This window comes from Plantactinospora sp. CNZ320, from assembly GCF_002846275.1.
The window spans coordinates 4589522-4605996 of sequence record NZ_PJMP01000001.1 but is presented as its reverse complement, the minus strand read 5'-3'; the positions used below and the strand labels follow the sequence as shown (position 1 = coordinate 4605996).

At 70.8% G+C, this 16475-nt stretch carries 14 protein-coding genes and 1 riboswitch; of the genes, 10 read left to right on the top strand and 4 right to left on the bottom strand.

Translation table 11 applies throughout. The features are described from left to right. Nucleotides 1–44: 44 nt before the first annotated feature. Nucleotides 45–1529 (bottom strand): NlpC/P60 family protein, encoded by a 1485-nt coding sequence (locus CLT71_RS20470; RefSeq protein ID WP_101368522.1) that lies wholly within the window; start codon nucleotides 1527–1529, stop codon nucleotides 45–47. A gap of 253 nt (nucleotides 1530–1782) precedes the next feature. On the opposite strand from CLT71_RS20470, the gene CLT71_RS20465 reads away from it, so the two are divergent. The 3 genes from CLT71_RS20465 (at nucleotide 1783) to CLT71_RS20455 (ending at nucleotide 3844) form a co-directional block, all read left to right on the top strand. Further along, entirely contained in the window at nucleotides 1783–3003 is a 1221-nt protein-coding gene (locus tag CLT71_RS20465; RefSeq protein ID WP_101368521.1) for a radical SAM protein, read from the top strand. 118 nt (nucleotides 3004–3121) lie between these two features. After that, on the top strand, nucleotides 3122–3550 hold the full coding sequence (locus CLT71_RS20460) for a hypothetical protein (protein WP_101368520.1): 429 nt from the start codon (nucleotides 3122–3124) through the stop codon (nucleotides 3548–3550). A gap of 12 nt (nucleotides 3551–3562) precedes the next feature. After that, nucleotides 3563–3844, top strand: a complete 282-nt coding sequence (locus CLT71_RS20455) for a DUF4229 domain-containing protein (protein ID WP_101368519.1) — start codon at nucleotides 3563–3565, stop codon at nucleotides 3842–3844. Nucleotides 3845–3989: 145 nt separating this feature from the next. On the opposite strand, the gene CLT71_RS20450 is transcribed toward CLT71_RS20455, so the two are convergent. Beyond that, nucleotides 3990–5348, bottom strand: coding sequence for a C39 family peptidase (locus CLT71_RS20450; protein WP_101368518.1), 1359 nt, complete (start codon nucleotides 5346–5348; stop codon nucleotides 3990–3992). Nucleotides 5349–5557: 209 nt separating this feature from the next. Here CLT71_RS20450 and CLT71_RS20445 point away from each other — a divergent pair, with 209 nt between their 5' ends. Further along, the gene (locus CLT71_RS20445) at nucleotides 5558–7468 is read left to right on the top strand and encodes a M14 family metallopeptidase (protein WP_101368517.1); all 1911 of its coding nucleotides are present in this window, start codon (nucleotides 5558–5560) and stop codon (nucleotides 7466–7468) included. Nucleotides 7469–7651: 183 nt separating this feature from the next. After that, nucleotides 7652–9133, top strand: coding sequence for a discoidin domain-containing protein (locus CLT71_RS20440; RefSeq protein ID WP_199187667.1), 1482 nt, complete (start codon nucleotides 7652–7654; stop codon nucleotides 9131–9133). Between the two features lie 52 nt (nucleotides 9134–9185). Here the strand turns inward: CLT71_RS20440 and recQ are convergent, their stop codons facing one another. Then, nucleotides 9186–11066, bottom strand: a complete 1881-nt coding sequence (recQ, locus tag CLT71_RS20435) for a DNA helicase RecQ (RefSeq protein ID WP_101368515.1) — start codon at nucleotides 11064–11066, stop codon at nucleotides 9186–9188. A gap of 102 nt (nucleotides 11067–11168) precedes the next feature. On the opposite strand from recQ, the gene CLT71_RS20430 reads away from it, so the two are divergent. The 5 genes from CLT71_RS20430 to CLT71_RS20410 all read left to right on the top strand — a co-directional run bounded on the left by CLT71_RS20430 (nucleotide 11169) and on the right by CLT71_RS20410 (nucleotide 15610). Then, complete coding sequence (locus CLT71_RS20430) at nucleotides 11169–11543, top strand: metalloregulator ArsR/SmtB family transcription factor (RefSeq protein ID WP_101368514.1); 375 nt, start codon at nucleotides 11169–11171, stop codon at nucleotides 11541–11543. Next, the gene (locus CLT71_RS37520) at nucleotides 11543–12457 is read left to right on the top strand and encodes an SRPBCC domain-containing protein (protein WP_199187666.1); all 915 of its coding nucleotides are present in this window, start codon (nucleotides 11543–11545) and stop codon (nucleotides 12455–12457) included. Before CLT71_RS20430 ends, CLT71_RS37520 begins: the two co-directional genes overlap by 1 nt. Before the next feature lie 88 nt (nucleotides 12458–12545). Continuing rightward, nucleotides 12546–12643, top strand: a riboswitch (cobalamin riboswitch). A gap of 104 nt (nucleotides 12644–12747) precedes the next feature. Further along, on the top strand, nucleotides 12748–13680 hold the full coding sequence (locus CLT71_RS20420) for an ABC transporter substrate-binding protein (protein ID WP_101368513.1): 933 nt from the start codon (nucleotides 12748–12750) through the stop codon (nucleotides 13678–13680). Continuing rightward, entirely contained in the window at nucleotides 13677–14801 is a 1125-nt protein-coding gene (locus tag CLT71_RS20415) for an iron ABC transporter permease (RefSeq protein ID WP_101368512.1), read from the top strand. Before CLT71_RS20420 ends, CLT71_RS20415 begins: the two co-directional genes overlap by 4 nt. Beyond that, nucleotides 14798–15610, top strand: a complete 813-nt coding sequence (locus CLT71_RS20410; RefSeq protein WP_101368511.1) for an ABC transporter ATP-binding protein — start codon at nucleotides 14798–14800, stop codon at nucleotides 15608–15610. The genes CLT71_RS20415 and CLT71_RS20410 overlap by 4 nt, the downstream gene beginning before the upstream one ends. 123 nt (nucleotides 15611–15733) lie before the next feature. Here the strand turns inward: CLT71_RS20410 and CLT71_RS20405 are convergent, their stop codons facing one another. Next, nucleotides 15734–16471, bottom strand: coding sequence for an ABC transporter permease (locus CLT71_RS20405; protein ID WP_101371631.1), 738 nt, complete (start codon nucleotides 16469–16471; stop codon nucleotides 15734–15736). Nucleotides 16472–16475 lie beyond the last annotated feature (4 nt).

The following is a 16475-nucleotide window of genomic DNA, read 5'->3' as shown; positions in this document are numbered from 1 at the left end:
CCATATCTCGGCACGGGCGCACAGCCGGCCGGCTACCGGCACCCTCAGTCGCCGTCGGAGCTACTGTCCGCAGTCGGAGTCGTCCCGCTGGCACTTGGGGTACCGCCACTCGGCTGGGCTGCCGAGCTGGTGACCGGCGGCGCCTGCGGCTTGGTGGTCTCCGGGGCGTTCGGGGGTGCCGGCGTCACCGGCGGCGTCGCCGGAGGCGTGGTCGGCGTACTGGTGGGCGGAGTGGCCGGCGGCGTCGTGGGCGGCGGAGTGGTCGGTGGCGGGGTGGTCGGTGGCGGGGTGGTCGGCGGTGGGGTGGTCGGCGGTGGCGTGGTCGCGTTCGGCGCCGGCACGGCCGGGAAGACCCGGGTCGCGGCGTAGAACCGCGACCACCAGACGGTGGAGACCTTGACGACGTCGCCGGTGGTCGGTGAGTGGACCATCTTGCCGTTGCCGATGTACATGCCGACGTGGTGGATGCTGGTCCAGTTACTGCCGGAGGCGAAGAAGACCAGGTCGCCGGGGAGCAGGGCCTCCCGGGCCACGCTCTGGTTGCGGGTGCCGTTGTACTGGTCCCGGGATACCCGGGGGATCCGCTTGCCCACCGAGAGGTAGGAGGCGAGCATCAGGCCGGAGCAGTCGAACCGGTTCGGACCCTCAGCGCCCCACAGGTAGGGGTCGCCCCGCTGGGCGAGCGCGTAACGCATCGCGGCCAGCGCCTTGGGGTGCGCGACCATCCCGGCGACGCTGTCGCTGCCGATCGTCTCGCCGATGCGCTGCTCGGCGGCCTCCCGGGCGCGCTCGATCGCCTTGAGCTGGTCCGCGTTGTCCTTCTTGATCTTCACCAGGGCGGCGGAGCGATCCTTGTACCGGGTGTCCGCTGTCGTGAAGGCAGCGACCTTCTGCTGGTAGGTGCCGGACGCTGCCTGGTAGGCCGCCTCCGCCTGCTGCTCGGCCTGCTGTGCCCGGGCCACCTCGCTGGCGGCCAGTTCGGTGTCGCCGGTACGTTGCTCACCACGCTGGATCCGGCCGAGCAGGTCCAGCCCGTGCAGGTCGGAGCCGAACGCGCCAGGCGGCAACCCGGCGGCGTCCTTCAGCGCGCCCGCCGCCGCGTTGTCGGCCGCCGTACGCGCGTTCGCCAGTTCCAGCCGGGCCTTCTGCCGTAGGCCGTCGGCGTTGGTCATCTCGGTGGCGGCCGTGTCCCGTTCCTGCCGCAGTTGCAGCAACTGGTCGCCGAGCTGGGCGACCTCGACCTCCAGCGCCATGATCTGGCTCGCCAGCGGACCGTTCACGCTCGGCGGCAGCGGATAGGACGGCGTCGTCGGCGCACCGGTGCCGGTGGGCACGTTCGGCGCCCCGACCGGCTGCGGGCGTACCCCGGCGTCGGGGACGGTGTTCGGCAGTGGTGGGTCGGCGTAGACCGGGGTCGCCATCGCGCCCGCCACGATCGCGCCGACCAGGGCTGACCAGAGCAGTGGGCGTAACACCGGCGAAACCGCGTGGACTGCCCGATCCGGTCGTCCGCGCCTGTTGCTGGCCATGCCGCTCCCGTCCCCAGCACAGCAGCGCGCTCGGCGCGGCTGTGGTATCGCCAGTCGTGGTGTGTCGCGTCCCACTTTGTCTTACCTCAATGCGTCGTCGATGTCGATCCGATGACGGGTAACGAGACGCTGAGAAGCTGGTTAAGGCTACCTGGATCGGTGAAGTACGTCGCTGCCGCCGACCGCCTCGGCCGACCGCCTCGGCGCTCCACGTAGGCTCGTGCGGGGATCGTGCCTGGAGGGACGTGCTGCAATGGACGCCGGACACAAGCGTGAGCTGGAAGAGAAGGTCTACGCGGGAGTTCGGCTCAGCCGTGCCGACGGTGCGGCGCTGTACGCCAGCGACGACCTGGTCTGGCTCGGCCGGCTGGCGCACCACCGGCGTACCGGTGCGAACGGGGACGACCGGGTGCTCTTCGTCGTCAACCGGCAACTGCGACTGACCGACCACTGCGCGGCCGGTTGCGCGTACTGCTCCTTCGGCTCGCCACGGGGCGGGGAGAGCGGCGTACCGATGCCGGTCGAGGAGGCCGTACGGCAGGCCACCGAGTTGGCCGTCGACGGCGTCACCCAGCTGGATCTGGTCAACCCGCTGCATCCGGCGCTGCCGTGGCGGCACTACCCGGAACTGCTGCGCGCGTTGGCTGCGGCACTGCCGGACGTCCGGCTGACCGGGTTCGCCGCGACCGAGCTGCACTGGCTGGAGCAGAGCACCGGCCTGCCGGCCGACGAGATTCTCGACGAACTCGTCGCCGCCGGGCTGGCGTCGCTGAGCGGCGGTGGGGCCGAGATCTTCGACCCGGAGGTACGCCAGCGGCTGGGCCTGGCCGACTGCTCCTGGGAGGACTGGTCCCGGATCCACCGACTGGCCCACGCCAGGGGGATCGGTACCCCGGCGACCATGCGCTTCGGTCACGTCGAGGAACACCGGCACCGGGTCGACCACGTGCTGCGGCTGCGTGAGCTTCAGGACGAGACGGGCGGCTTCACCAGCTTCCTGCCGCTGCGTTACGAGCACGACCTCGTGGCAGCGGCCGGCGGTGGACCCGGGTCGCGGCAGCCGACCGAGGCACGGCAGTCGACCGGGGCGGCGTCACCGACCGGGGCGGCGTCACCGGCCGAGACGGCTTCACCGGCCGAGTCGCTGAGGACCTTCGCGGTTTCCCGGCTGCTCTTCGACAACGTGCCGCACCTGGGGTGCTGCTGGGCCACCCAGGGGCAGTCGGTGGCGCAGCTCGCCCTGAACTTCGGCGTGGACGACCTGGCCGGCGCGGCAGTCGCGGACCGGAGCGGCCACGGCGCCGACCCGGACGGTACGCCTGACGTGCTCACCCGGGAGGAGTTGCTCCAGCTCGTCTGGGACGCCGACTTCCGCCCGGTCGAACGGGACAGCCGGTACGCGGTGCTGCGCGAGTACGACCCCCCGCCGAGTCTGGCCGAGCGCCGGGCAGAGCCGCAGCAGGTCTGGGCCTGATCCGACCCGGCCCGGCAGGGGTGGTTGCGCGCCCGCTCACGTACCCTCGAAAGGTCATGAGCTGGCGGAGCGGGCGCGGATCGGCGCCGGCCGGCGTGGAGCGCAGCGGAGAGGCGGCATGACCGAGCGGAGCGAGCGGGCGCCCTTTCCCCGCCGGGACGAGCAGGGGCGGGTGGTGGTCCTGGCCGACCTGCTCGGTGTCGCCCTGGGCGGGGTGGTCGTCGGGCTGGTGGCGCTGCTCGTCATCGATCTTGTTGCCTCGCTGGTCGGGCTGGGTGAGTTCGGCCGGGCGAGCGGGTGGCTCGCGGTGGTGCTACCGGCCTGGATCTTCGTCGAGGAGTTCCGGGCCTGGCGGTTCGGCCCGGCCCGGGTCGCGGCGGCGCTGGTGGCTGCGGCTGTCGGGATCGCTGCCGGACTGCTCGCCGCCGGGCTGGCCGCCTCGGCCCCGCCACTGCTCTCCGGCGGGCTGGGCGCTGCGGTATTTACCATGGCGTACGCGTTGGTCTGGTTTGTCGGCGTCCGCTGGCTCGCCGGCCGGACGAGCTGATCGGAGATGCGCATGAGTCCCGCCGTGAAGTACACGCTGGGCCGGATCGGGTTGTTCCTGGTGGTCGCCCTGGCGCTCTGGCCGGTCGAGATGAACCTCTTCCTCAAGCTGATGCTGGCGGTGGCCTTCTCCGCCGCGCTGGCGTTCTTCCTGCTGCGCGGCTGGCGGGACGAGATGGCCCAGCAGTTGGCCGGGGCGGCGGAGAAGCGCCGGGCCGAGAAGGAGCGGCTGCGCGCCGCGCTGGCCGGCGACGACCGGCCCACCGACGAGAAGAAGCCGACCGACCGGCCCTGACCGACCGGCCCCTGAGTGACCGACGGCGGGTGCCCTGGGTCGCGGCGTGCGGACCGGGCACGGCACGGCACCGACCCCGCACCCGGACGTCGTTGGCCGGGTACGGGGCCGGTGATCCTCCCCAGGTGTGCCTGTTGCGGCGCGGCTACCAGTTGGTCGAGCCGGCCACCCTCGGCCAGGGCTTCCACCACGGCTTCATCAGGTACGCGATTCCGCCCGACCCGCCGGAGACCCCGCCGCTGGCGTTGACCCGCTTGGTCCGCAGCCAGACCTGCTCGAACTGGTCCCGCCGGTAGACGTTGCGCACCACGTCGTTGCTGGACGAGGCCGGGTCGTTGATCACCACGTCGCCGTCAGCGGTGAAGCCGACCACCACGAAGAGGTGTCCCGAGGTGCCGTAGTTTGCCCCCTCCAACTCCTCGGCCAGGAAGGACTGGCTGGTGACCACCGGAATCCCGGCGGCGATGAAGTGCTCCAGTTCGTCCAGCGAGTGCATCCGGGTCACCTTGGCGTCCAGCCCGTACGAGGCGGCGTACGCGGTGTTGAACGGCCAGTTGCCGCAGCCGGTGTACGCGTAGTCGTAGGTCATCCGGGCGGCGTGGTTGACCGCCGGATCGGGGTACGTGGGGTCGACCCAGGAGGTTTCCTCGGCGGTCGGCTTCTTCCCCCAGTACTCCAGCACCATTGTGGTGGAGGTCGGCGAGCACCAGGCCTGGCCGCCGCCGTCGTACTCGGGATAGTGGCCGGCGTGGATGTTCTGCGAGTAGCGGGGCACTGCCAGCTCCCGGCCCCAGGCGATCCGACCGGCGCTCGCCGGCACGGTGAACCGGTCCGGCACCAGCGAACTCATCGCGCCGAGCAGCCAGACCCGGGGCGAGCGGCGGCTCTCCGGGGCGCGGTAGAGGGTCAGCCGCAGCTGGTAGGCGCGCAGCAGCACCCCGGTCGCCACGTCGTCGATGGAGAAGGTGTCGGTCCAGATCGTCGAGTACGGGTCGCCCTGCCGGTTGACCGAGGTACGCCGGATGTCCTGGTCACCGGCGGCCCAGCGACCCATGACGTACCACGGGGTCAGCGCGCCGGTGTTGTAGGTGCCCTGGAGTTCGACCTGGATCCAGGTGCCGGCCGGGGTCTCGGCGTTCCACGAGGCGACCAGTTCGCTGGCGTCGAAGCCGACCGGGGTGACCGGCGAGGTCCAGGTGGCGTACGACCAGGTGCGGGTGGTGCCGGTGTGCGGGTCGGCGTATTCGGTGGTGCCGGCCGGGCGCAGCATGGTGATCCCGGTGCGTACGCCGGGGAGGGCGACGGTGCCCTGGTGGGTGCCGCGTCGCCAGTCGGGGTAGCTGGAGAACTCCTGCCAGGTGATCTGCTCGTCGTGCGTCACCGGGCGGGGGCGGCCGGGCGCCGAACCGGCCCGGGCCGGCACGCCGGTGCTGAGCAGGGCCAGGCCGGAGAGGCCGGCGAGGGTGAAGGTGCGTCGGCTGATCGGGTGCGGGGAACTGGCCATCGATGCTCCGCAGTGACGAAGGTCGGGGTCCTGCCGTCACTATTCCGCTTGGCAGGAACTTTCGCCAGATGTCGAAGCCAAGAAAATCTTTGCCGAGATAAGGGTGTATCTGGCATGGGACACCGAGTGATCCATATTGATATGACCATGGTACGGATGGTGCAGTGTGCACTACCGAGCGGAGTCCTCCCTACCCCCAGGAGGTTTACATGCCCTTCCGCACCTGGATCTCCGGGCCGTCGATCCGGCACCGGACCCGGCCCGGCGCCCTCGCCGGCACGGTCGTGCTCGCACTCGTCGTGGCCGGGATCGGTCCGGCCGGTACCGCCAGCGCCCAGCCGGACCCGACCGGCACCGAACCCGCCGCCAGCGCCGAGTACCGGGTGACCGGCCCGCGTACCCTGGCCGACCGCAACGCCGTGGCCGCCACCGGTACCAGCATCGACTACGCCGAACACGGCGCGCTCTACGTCACCGCCACTCCCGCCGAGGTGAAGGCGATCACCGCGCTCGGCTTCGAGGTGTCGGCCGTACCGGCACCGCCGGACCGGGGCCAGCACCAGCACGACGGTGACGTCGGAGTGCTCGACTTCCCGCCGGCCGACTCGGCGTACCACAACTACGCCGAACTGAACGCGGTGATCAACCAGGTCGTCGCCGACCACCCGACGATCGCCCGCCGGTCCAGCATGGGCACCTCCTACGAGGGACGCGACCTGCCGGTCATCAAGATCTCCGACAACGTCGGCACCGACGAGAACGAGCCGGAGATCCTCTTCAACTCGCAGCAGCACGCCCGCGAGCACCTGACTGTCGAGATGGCGATCTATCTGCTCAACCTCTTCACCGATAACTACGGCTCGGACTCCCGGATCACCAACATCGTCAACACCCGGGAGATCTGGATCGTCCCGACCGTCAACCCGGACGGCAGCGAGTACGACATCGCCACCGGCTCCTACCGGTCCTGGCGGAAGAACCGGCAGCCGAACAGCGGCTCGTCGTACGTCGGCACCGACCTGAACCGCAACTGGGGCTACAACTGGGGCTGCTGCGGCGGCTCGTCCGGCTCGACCTCCTCGGAGACCTACCGTGGCCCGTCAGCGTTCTCCGCCCCGGAGACCGCCCGACTGCGCGACTTCGTCAACAGCCGGGTCGTCGGCGGTACCCAGCAGATCAAGGTGAACATCGACTTCCACACGTACTCGCAGCTGGTGCTCTGGCCGTACGGCTACACCACCGCGAACACCGGGCCGGGGCTGAACGCCGACCAGGAGCGGACCTTCCGCACCCTCGGCCAGCAGATGGCCGCCACCAACGGTTACACCCCGGAACAGTCCAGTGACCTCTACATCACCGACGGGGACAGCCTGGACTGGATGTGGGCGGTGCACAACATCTTCGCGTACACCTTCGAGATGTACCCGGGCTCGGCCAGCGGCGGCGGCTTCTACCCGCCGGACGAGGTGATCCCGGCGCAGACCTCCCGCAACCGGGAGGCGGTGCTGATCCTGAGCGAGTACGCCGACTGCCCGTACCGGGTGGTCGGGCTCCAGGCGACGTACTGCGGCACCGGTGGCGGCACCACCGTCTGGTCGGACACCTTCGAGACCGCGACCGGCTGGACCACCAACCCGGCCGGTACCGACACCGCCACCTCGGGGGTGTGGGAACGGGGTACCGCCCAGCCGACCAGTTCCAGCGGCGCCAAGCAGCTCGCCCCGTACGCCGGCAGCAACGACCTGGTGACCGGCCGGCTCGCCGGTGCGGCTGCCGGTGACCACGACGTGGACGGCGGCGTGACGAGTGCCCAGTCACCGGCGATCACCCTGCCGGGCAGCGGCACGTTGACGCTCTCCCTGGCCTGGTATCTCGCGCACGGGTCGAACGCCTCGTCCGCGGACTACCTGCGGGTCAGCGTGGTGCACAGCGGCGGGACGACCCAGGTGTTCAACCAGGCCGGTGCGGCCAGCAACCGCAACGGCGCCTGGTCGACCGCCAGCGCCAACCTGTCGGCGTACGCCGGGCAGTCGGTATGGCTGCTGGTGCAGGCCGCCGACGCCTCCGGGGCCAGCCTGGTCGAGGCGGCGATCGACAACGTGACAATCACCAGCTCGTAGTCGTACGACAGGGGGCCGGTCCGGTGGGATGTCCGCCGGACCGGCCCTGCCGTGTCAACCGAGCCTGTCACCTCTATGTCCAGAGTGGACGCAAGAGTGACGTTGGCCATAAAGGACGGTCATCGCATCGGCACGCCACTAACGTAGCGCAAGATCAATATGGAACGACGCCGATGGAGAAGCATGTCCTCAACCAAGTGGAGAACCTTCGTCGCCGCCGCGCTGGTGGGGCTGGCGGTGGGCGGAACCCTCACCGTCACCTCCGCCCCCGCGCACGGGGCCGACCCGCTGCTCTCGGCCGGTCGCCCGACGGTGGCCAGCAGCACCGAGAGCGGTCCGTACGCCCCGGCCAACGTGGTGGACGGCAACACGACCACCCGCTGGGCCAGCATCACCCTCGTCGACCCCCAGTGGATCTACGTGGATCTGGGTCGGGTGTCGAAGCTGAGCCGGGTGCGCCTGGACTGGGAACGCGCGCACGCCACCGCGTACCGAATCGAGACCAGCACCAACGGGACGGCCTGGACCACGATCTGGTCGACAAGCACCGGTGACGGCGGTGTCGACGACATCAACCTCTCCGGCACCGGCCGGTACGTGCGGATGTACGCCACCGCGCGCGGCTGCACCGGATGTACCCAGAACTGGGGATACTCCCTCTGGGAGTTCCAGGTGTTCGGCACCACCCAAGAGTCGGTCAAGGGCGGCTACTACCTCAGGGGCAACGGCAACATCACCGCCGACACCGTCGACCGGGGCATGAACCTGAAGGCGTTGACCGCCTACCGCAGCCTGTACGACCTGAACGTCTTTCCCGGCTGGAACGCCCAGTGGATCAATTCCCTGATGACCGGTCACGGCGTGGAGCCGAACTTCGTCGTGGAACTCAAGCGGTACGGCGGAGGTGTCGGCAGCTCGATCACCTGTGACGGGCGGACCTACAGCCTCCCGTCGACCGGCACCATGACGGCCCGGTTCCACACCGAGGTGCTGAAGGAGAACGCCACCTTCTACGGGTACGACCAGGTCACCTCGGGCGCCCTGGACGGGCTGCTCTGCAACGCGGTCAACCAGCTCGACGCCATGCCACCCGGCCCGATCAACATCCAGTTCGCCTCGGAGCGGGACACCACCCACCAGCTCGGCATCACCCAGAACGGGGTCGACTACACCTGGGCGCAGGCGGACGCGATGGCGATCCCGGCCATGCAGTACCTGATCCGCTACTTCCGGCAGCACACCACCCGGGTGCCGAAGCCGACGTTCACCGCCGGCATGGGCGGCTGGGACCAGGCCAGCTTCCTGCGCTCGTACGTCGGCGGGGTGGACGGGGTGGACTACCTCCAGTGGAACCCCTACAACCACTCGGCCCCGTCCCGTACCCCGTTCCAGGTGTTCAACCGCAGCTACGCGTGGCTGCCCCAGCTACCCGCCGAGGCGGCGAACAAGCAGGTGATCATCGCCGAGTTCGGCACCAACTACAACTTCACCTCGCCGACCCAGGCGGAGTGGATCCGGGGCGTACCGGAGGCGGTCGCCCAACTGCCCCGGATCCGGATGACCAACTACTTCAACAGCGACGCCGACTGGGGCACGTTGAACCCCCTGCCAGCCGGCCTGGACGCGCTGAAGTACGCGTACAGCCAACCGCCGTACGCGCCGTAGTCCCTGCGCCGACGGTGTCCGCCCGGCCGGTCCAGCCGGCCGGGCGGACGCCTCACTCCGCGAGGGTGTCCAGGATCTGCTGGCCGTACTTGGCCAGCTTGTTCTCCCCGACGCCGTTGACCCGGGACAGTTCGGCCAGGCTCGCCGGTGGTTCGGCCGCGATCTGCCGCAGGGTCGCGTCGTGGAAGATGACGTACGCGGGTACGCCCTGCTCCTTGGCGGTCGCCGCCCGCCAGGCCCGGAGCCGTTCGAAGACCGGCTCGGCGGCCGGCGGCAGCTCGACGGCGGCGGTTCCGGTCGCACGCTGCTTCGCGGTCCGGCCGCTCGACCCGGCCCGGGGTGCCTCCCGGCGCATCCGGACCTCGCGCCGCTTGCCGAGGACGTCGGCGCTGGCCTCGGTGAGCACCAGCGTGCCGTAGTCGCCCTCCACCGCCAGCAGGCCCTGGGCGAGCAGTTGCCGGACCACCCCGCGCCACTCGGACTCGGTCAGCTCGGTGCCGATGCCGAAGACGCTCAGCGTGTCGTGCCGGTGCTGGGTGACCTTCTCGGTCTGCCGGCCGAGCAGGATGTCGATGGACTGGCCGGCGCCGAACCGCTGGTCGCGCTCGCGGTGCAGCCGCAGCACGGTGGAGAGCAGTTTCTGTGCCGCGATCGTGCCGTCCCAGGACTCGGGCGGGGTCAGGCAGGTGTCGCAGTTGCCGCACGGCCCGGCATGCTGGCCGAAGTAGTTGAGCAGTTGAATCCGCCGGCACTCGACCGTCTCGCAGAGCGCCAACATGGCGTCGAGGTGTGTGCCGAGCACCCGGCGTCGGGCCAGGTCGCCGTCGGAACCCTCGATCATCTTGCGCTGCTGCACCACGTCCTGCAGCCCGTACGCCAGCCAGGCGGTCGAGGGCAGCCCGTCCCGGCCGGCCCGACCGGTCTCCTGGTAGTAGCCCTCGATCGACTTCGGCAGGTCGAGGTGCGCGACGAAGCGTACGTCCGGCTTGTCGATCCCCATCCCGAAGGCGATCGTCGCGACCATCACCAGCCCGTCCTCGCGGAGGAACCGCTGCTGGTTGGCGGCTCGGGTCGACGCGTCCAGCCCGGCGTGGTAGGGCAGGGCCGGGACGCCGTTCTGCACGAGGAACTCGGCGGTCCTCTCCACCGAGGCCCGGGAGAGGCAGTAGACGATCCCGGCGTCGCCGGGATGCTCGGTGCGGAGCAGGTCGAGGAGCTGCTTCTTCGGCTCCCGCTTCGGCACGATCCGGTACTGGATGTTCGGCCGGTCGAAACTGGCGACGAAGTGCCGGGCGTCGGCGAGGTTGAGCCGGGCCGCGATCTCGGCGTGGGTCTCCGGGGTGGCGGTGGCGGTGAGCGCGATCCTGGGCACCGCAGGCCACCGCTCGTGCAGCATCGACAGGGCCAGGTAGTCGGGACGGAAGTCGTGGCCCCACTGGGCGACGCAGTGCGCCTCGTCGATCGCGAACAGCACGATCCTGCCCCGGTCGAGCAGCCGGAGCACGTACTCCGAGCGGAGCGCCTCGGGGGCGAGGTAGAGCAGGTCGAGGTCGCCACCGAGGAAGGCCGCCTCGACAAGCCGGCGGGCGTCGAGATCCTGTGTGGAGTTGAGGAAGCCGGCGCGTACCCCGAGGGTGGTCAGCGCGTCGACCTGGTCCTGCATCAGCGCGATCAGCGGCGAGATCACCACACCGACCCCGTCCCGGACGAGCGCGGGGATCTGGTAGCAGAGCGACTTGCCGCCGCCGGTAGGCATCAGCACCAGGGCGTCGCCGCCGTTCACCACCTGGTCGATGATCTCGCGCTGCTCACCCCGGAAGCTGTCGTAGCCGAAGACCCGGCGCAGCACGTCGAGGGCGGCATCGGTCCGCTGCGCAGTTTCGTCGGTCCGCTGCGCGGTCTCGTCGGTCCGCTGGTCGATGGAGAGGGCCATCCGGCGGATTCTACGAGGCCCGCCCGACGCAAACCCGTCGCTTGACCTGACGCCCGGTCGAGTCGTACGGTACCAACTGGTTCCGGAACTAGGAGGTACCGAATGACAGGCGACACCCTCACCGCGGCCTTCGCGGCGCTCGCCGACCCGACCCGACGGGCGATCCTGGATCGACTGCTGCACGGCGACGCCTCGGTGACCGAGCTCGGCGAGCCGTTCGCGATGACACCCCGGGCCGTCTCCAAGCACGTCGCCGTGCTGGAGGCCGCCGGCCTGGTCACCCGCGCCCGGGACGCGCAGCGCCGGCCCAGCCGGATCCGGGTCGAACCACTGGCCGACATCGACGAGTGGCTGGCGTCGTACCGGCGACTCTGGCAACACCGGTTCGACCAGCTCGACGAGCGGCTGGCCCAACTCCAGGACGGGCAGGCCGACAGGCAGGACATCGACAACCAGGCAGAGAGCAGGAAACCGTGATGGCACAGGAAACGCACCGCATCGCGATGGTCCGGATCTTCGACGCGCCCAGGGACCTCGTGTTCCGCACCTGGACCACGGCCAAGGAGGTCGGCACCTGGTTCGCCCCGCCGGGCTTCGAGGTGACCCACTGTGAGCTGGACGCCCGCCCCGGCGGACGGTGGCTCGTCGAGTACCGGTCCGCCGAGGGCGCCACGTACCGGGAGTACGGCGAGTTCCGCGAGGTCGTACCGCCCGAGCGGCTGGTCCTCACGCTGACCCAGGCCGACGGTGCCGGCAACACCGGGGCGGAAACGGTGGTGACGGTGGTCTTCGCCGACCACGCCGGCAAGACCGAGATGTCCTTCGAACAGACCGGCTTCGAGTCCGTCGCCGTACGCGACGGCAACGCCGAGGGTTGGCGGGGCTGCTTCGACAAGCTCGACGCGCACCTCGTCGACGTGTCCACCGGGGAGGATGTAGTGGCCGGCAGCGGTGCCGAGCAGGAGATCCGCCGCGAGTTCGCCGAGTGGTTCCGGGACTCGGCCGCCAAGGACCTCGACGCGGTGATGACGAAGATCGCTCCCGACGTGGTCTCGTACGAGCACGCGGCCCCGTTGGTCTACCGGGGCGCGGACGCGGTCCGGGACGTCTGCCGGCAGGGCTTCGAGCTGGCCGAGGGCGACTTCCGGTGGGACATCCCGGATCTGGAGGTCGTGGTCCGGGACGACGTCGCGGTCACCTGGGGGCTCAACCGGATGCGTGTCCAGGAACCGGGGCGGGGACCCGTCGAGACCTGGTCCCGGGGGACCAGGGTGTTCCAGAAGACGGACGGCCGGTGGCAGATGATCCACCAACACGTCTCCTTCCCGTTCGACCCGGCGACCGGTCAGATCACCACCGGACCCGAGGCGCCGGTCAGCGCACCATCCTGATCAGCGCGAACGGCGTACGGGTGGCGTTATGCCGCTGCCGGGTCACCGAGCGGATGCGCTACCGTTGCCCCGACCACCCCGCAGCGAAGCCGGTGTGAAACCGGCGCTGTCCCGCAACTGTGATGCCTTCCGCACCGCTGCCGCCGCTGGCGGCCCCGAACCCGGGCGTGCGGAGGATGAGCCAGGTCGCCTGCGGTGTGGTCACGGAAAGCGCCTTCGAGGAAGGGCGCCCCGTGGGCGGGGCAGAGTACCTGTCGGCGGAGCACCGGACCTCACCGACAGGAGGATCGATGACCCGACGTACGCCCCGACTGCTGGCCGCGCTGCTGGCCGCCGCGACACTGGCCCTGACCGGCTGCGCCACGGACGACCCCGGCCAGCCGGCGGCACCGAGTGCCGGCGGTGGCAGCTATCCGGTGACCGTCGGCACGCTCACCCTCGACGAGCGGCCCGAGAAGATCGTCGCACTCGGACCGACCGCCACCGAGATGCTCTTCGCGGTCGGAGCGGGCGGCCAGGTCGCCGCCGTCGACGACAACTCGAACTATCCGCCCGAGGCGCCGAAGACCGACTTGTCGGCCTTCACCCCGAACGCCGAGGCGATCGCGGCGAAGAACCCCGACCTGGTGGTACTCACAAACGATCTCAACAAGATCGTCGACCAGCTCACCCAGTTGAAGATCCCGTACTACCTCGCTTCGGCGGCGAAGACGCTCGACGACACGTACCGGCAGATCACCGATCTCGGCACGCTCACCGGGCATCCGACCGAGGCGGCCGACCTGGTCGGCCGGATGAAGGCCGACATCGGGAAGCTGGTCGCGCAGGTGCCGCAGCGGCCGGAGAAGCTGCGCTACTTCTACGAACTCGGCCCCGAGTACTACTCGATGACCAGCACGACGTTCGTCGGTTCGCTCTTCGGGATGGTCGGGCTGGAGAACATCGCCGACCCGGCCGACGCCGACGGCTCCAAGGGCGGCTATCCGCAGCTCGCCGAGGAGGCGATCATCAAGGCCGACCCGGATATGATCTTCCTGGCCGACACCAAGTGCTGCCAGCAGTCCGCGCAGACGGTCTCGGCCCGCAAGGGCTGGGCCGGGATGACGGCGGTGAAGAACAACCAGATCGTCGGGCTCGACGACGACATCGCGTCCCGGTGGGGTCCCCGGGTGGTCGACCTGCTCCGGACCATCGTGGACGCGGTCGCCAAGGTACCCGCTTGAGCACAACCGGCACTCCGGCCCGCCCCGCCGCGCCCGCCGTTTCCGGCAGTGGCGCCCGGGGCGGCCGGTCCGCCCGGCCCGCGGGGCTGCGAGGGCGGTGGCTGGCCGCCGGCTTCGCGGCGGTCCTGGTCGCCGCGCTGGCCGGCATCGCGTTCGGGCCGGTCAGCCTGCCGCCGGGCAGCGTCGCGATCGAGCTGCTCAATCTGGTACCCGGGGTGCACCTGCACAGCGGCCTGAACGAGCGCGAGGTCGCCATCGTCACCGAGCTGCGGCTGCCCCGGGTGGTGCTCGGCCTGCTCGTCGGCGCGATGCTGGCCCTGGCCGGCGGCTGCTACCAGGGCGTCTTCCGCAATCCGCTGGCCGACCCGCACCTGCTGGGCGTCGCCGCCGGAGCGGGGCTCGCGGTGACCGCCGTGATCGTGGTGCGCGGAGTCACCGGCGCGGACATCACGGTCGGGCTGCCGGTCACCGTGCCACTCGCCGCGTTCGTCGGCGCGCTCGGCGCGGTGCTGCTCACCTACCTGCTCGGCGCGGCCGGCGGCCGGGACCGCTCGCCGGCCACCCTGATCCTGGCCGGGGTGGCGGTCTCCGCCTTCCTCGCCGCCGGCCAGACCTACCTGCTGCAACGCAACGCCGAGAGCATCCAGGAGGTCTACTCGTGGATGCTCGGCCGGCTGGCCACCGCCGGCTGGCACGACGTACTCGTGGTGCTGCCGTACGCGGTGTTGACCACCGCCGTGGTGCTGGTGCACCGGCGCGAACTCGACGTACTCGCGCTCGGCGACGACGAGGCGAGCAGCCTCGGGTTGCATCCGCAGCGGTCCCGGCTGCTGCTGGTCGCCGCCGCCTCACTGGCCACCGCCACAGCGGTGTCGGTCTCCGGGCTGATCGGCTTCGTCGGGGTCATCGTCCCGCACGTCGTACGGATGCTGGCCGGGGCGAGCTACCGGGCCATCCTGCCGCTGTCGGTGCTCTTCGGCGGCGCCTTCCTGACCCTGACCGACCTGGCCGCGCGGACCGTCGCCGCGCCGGCCGAGATCCCGATCGGGGTGGTGACCGCGCTGCTCGGCGGCCCGTTCTTCGCGATCGTGCTGCGCACCACCCGACGGGTGGCGGAATGACCGCCCCGAGCGTCTCGACCGGCGTGGCCGTCGAGGTGACCGATCTCGGCGTCACCCTCGGCGGGGCGCGGATCCTGACCGGGGTCAGCCTCTCGGTCCGGACCGGGGAGTGGGTCACCGTGATCGGACCGAACGGCGCCGGCAAGTCCACGCTGCTCCGTGCGGTCGGTGGGCTGCTGCCGGCCGGCACCGGGTCCGTCTCCCTGTTCGGTACGCCGATCAGCCGGCTGTCCCGCCGGGAACGTGCCCGGACGGTGGCGACGGTGCCGCAGTCCCCGGTCGTACCGGCCGGGATGGCGGTACTCGACTACGTGCTGCTCGGCCGTACCCCGTACGTGCCGCCGCTGGGCCGGGAGTCCGCCGCCGACCTGGCGGCCGCGTACGACGTACTCGACCGGTTGGACCTGACCGGGTTCGCGGCCCGGCCGCTGGCGACGCTCTCCGGCGGTGAACGGCAGCGGGTCTTCCTGGCCCGGGCGCTGGCCCAGGGCGCGCCGCTGCTGCTGCTCGACGAGCCGACGAGTGCGCTGGACATCGGCCACCAGCAGGAGGTGCTGGAACTCGTCGACCAGCTCCGTGCCGACCACGGGTTGACCGTGCTGGCCACCATGCACGACCTGTCGGTCGCCGGGGAGTACGCCGACCGGATGGTGCTGGTCGCCGCCGGTGCGGTGGTCGCCGACGGCCCGCCCCGGGAGGTGCTCACCGACGACCTGCTGAGTACGCACTACCGGGCCCGGGTGCGGGTGATCGAGGGGGAACACGGTCCCCTCGTCGTCCCGGTCCGGGCCCGGCGCGTCGCCTCCTAGCGGCCACGGAGAGCTGGCCGGGCCGAGGCATGTGCTCTTCGAGCGTGGTGCCACGGTGTCACCCTGGTGACACCGTGGCACCACCGCAAAGCGGGAGGTGCCCGTCGACCGGGCGGCAGCGGGCTAGCTGAACCGCCGTCCCTCGTCGCGCCGGTAGGCCCAGCCGGCGATCGCGGCCAGCACCACGATCCAGACGCCGAGCATCGCCAGCGACAGTGTGTCGACCGGGAAGTCCCCGACGGCGGCCCACATCAGCTCGACCGCGCCCCGGGTCGGCAGGTACGGGGCGATCGTCTCGATGAAGCCGGGCGAGTTGCCGGGCGGGAAGAGCAGGCCGCCGCCGAAGGCCAGTGGGAAGAAGACCACCTGGGCGACGACGATCGCCGCCTTGCTGGGCAGTGCGTAGCCGATCGCGAGCCCCATCAGCGTGAACGGCACCGCGATCACGACGACGGTGCCGAGCGCGGCCAGGAACGCCGGGCCGGTCACCCGGGCCTCGGTGGCCACCGCCGCGATCACCACCACCGGGAGCAGCGAGATCAGGGTCAGCAGCAGGCCGGCGAGGATCCGGCCGGCGAACCGGGGTGCGGCTCCGGTCGGCAGCGTCCGCATGTACGGATCCCAGGGCTGTGCCCGGTCCTCGGCCACCCCGATGCCGTACTGGAAGATGTTGGTGCTCATCACCGAGAAGGTGACCATCGAGGCGGTGGCGTAGGTGGCGATCACCGGGTCGCCGCCGCTGAACGGAACGACGAAGAAGAGCATCGAGGCGGCCGGGAAGAAGGCACTGCCGACCAGCGCGATCGGGATCCGGACGGTCTCCAGCAGTTGGTATCTGGCGTGCACGAGCGAGAGTCGCACGTTC

What these genes read in the sequence shown, in the direction of transcription:
- CLT71_RS20470 (WP_101368522.1), bottom strand. Translation starts at nt 1,529, where the DNA reads ATGGCCAGCAACAGGCGCGGACGACCGGATCGGGCAGTCCACGCGGTT.
- CLT71_RS20465 (WP_101368521.1), top strand. Translation starts at nt 1,783, where the DNA reads ATGGACGCCGGACACAAGCGTGAGCTGGAAGAGAAGGTCTACGCGGGA.
- recQ (WP_101368515.1), bottom strand. Translation starts at nt 11,066, where the DNA reads ATGGCCCTCTCCATCGACCAGCGGACCGACGAGACCGCGCAGCGGACC.
- CLT71_RS20460 (WP_101368520.1), top strand. Translation starts at nt 3,122, where the DNA reads ATGACCGAGCGGAGCGAGCGGGCGCCCTTTCCCCGCCGGGACGAGCAG.
- CLT71_RS20445 (WP_101368517.1), top strand. Translation starts at nt 5,558, where the DNA reads ATGCCCTTCCGCACCTGGATCTCCGGGCCGTCGATCCGGCACCGGACC.
- CLT71_RS20440 (WP_199187667.1), top strand. Translation starts at nt 7,652, where the DNA reads ATGTCCTCAACCAAGTGGAGAACCTTCGTCGCCGCCGCGCTGGTGGGG.
- CLT71_RS20420 (WP_101368513.1), top strand. Translation starts at nt 12,748, where the DNA reads ATGACCCGACGTACGCCCCGACTGCTGGCCGCGCTGCTGGCCGCCGCG.
- CLT71_RS37520 (WP_199187666.1), top strand. Translation starts at nt 11,543, where the DNA reads ATGGCACAGGAAACGCACCGCATCGCGATGGTCCGGATCTTCGACGCG.
- CLT71_RS20450 (WP_101368518.1), bottom strand. Translation starts at nt 5,348, where the DNA reads ATGGCCAGTTCCCCGCACCCGATCAGCCGACGCACCTTCACCCTCGCC.
- CLT71_RS20410 (WP_101368511.1), top strand. Translation starts at nt 14,798, where the DNA reads ATGACCGCCCCGAGCGTCTCGACCGGCGTGGCCGTCGAGGTGACCGAT.
- CLT71_RS20455 (WP_101368519.1), top strand. Translation starts at nt 3,563, where the DNA reads ATGAGTCCCGCCGTGAAGTACACGCTGGGCCGGATCGGGTTGTTCCTG.
- CLT71_RS20430 (WP_101368514.1), top strand. Translation starts at nt 11,169, where the DNA reads ATGACAGGCGACACCCTCACCGCGGCCTTCGCGGCGCTCGCCGACCCG.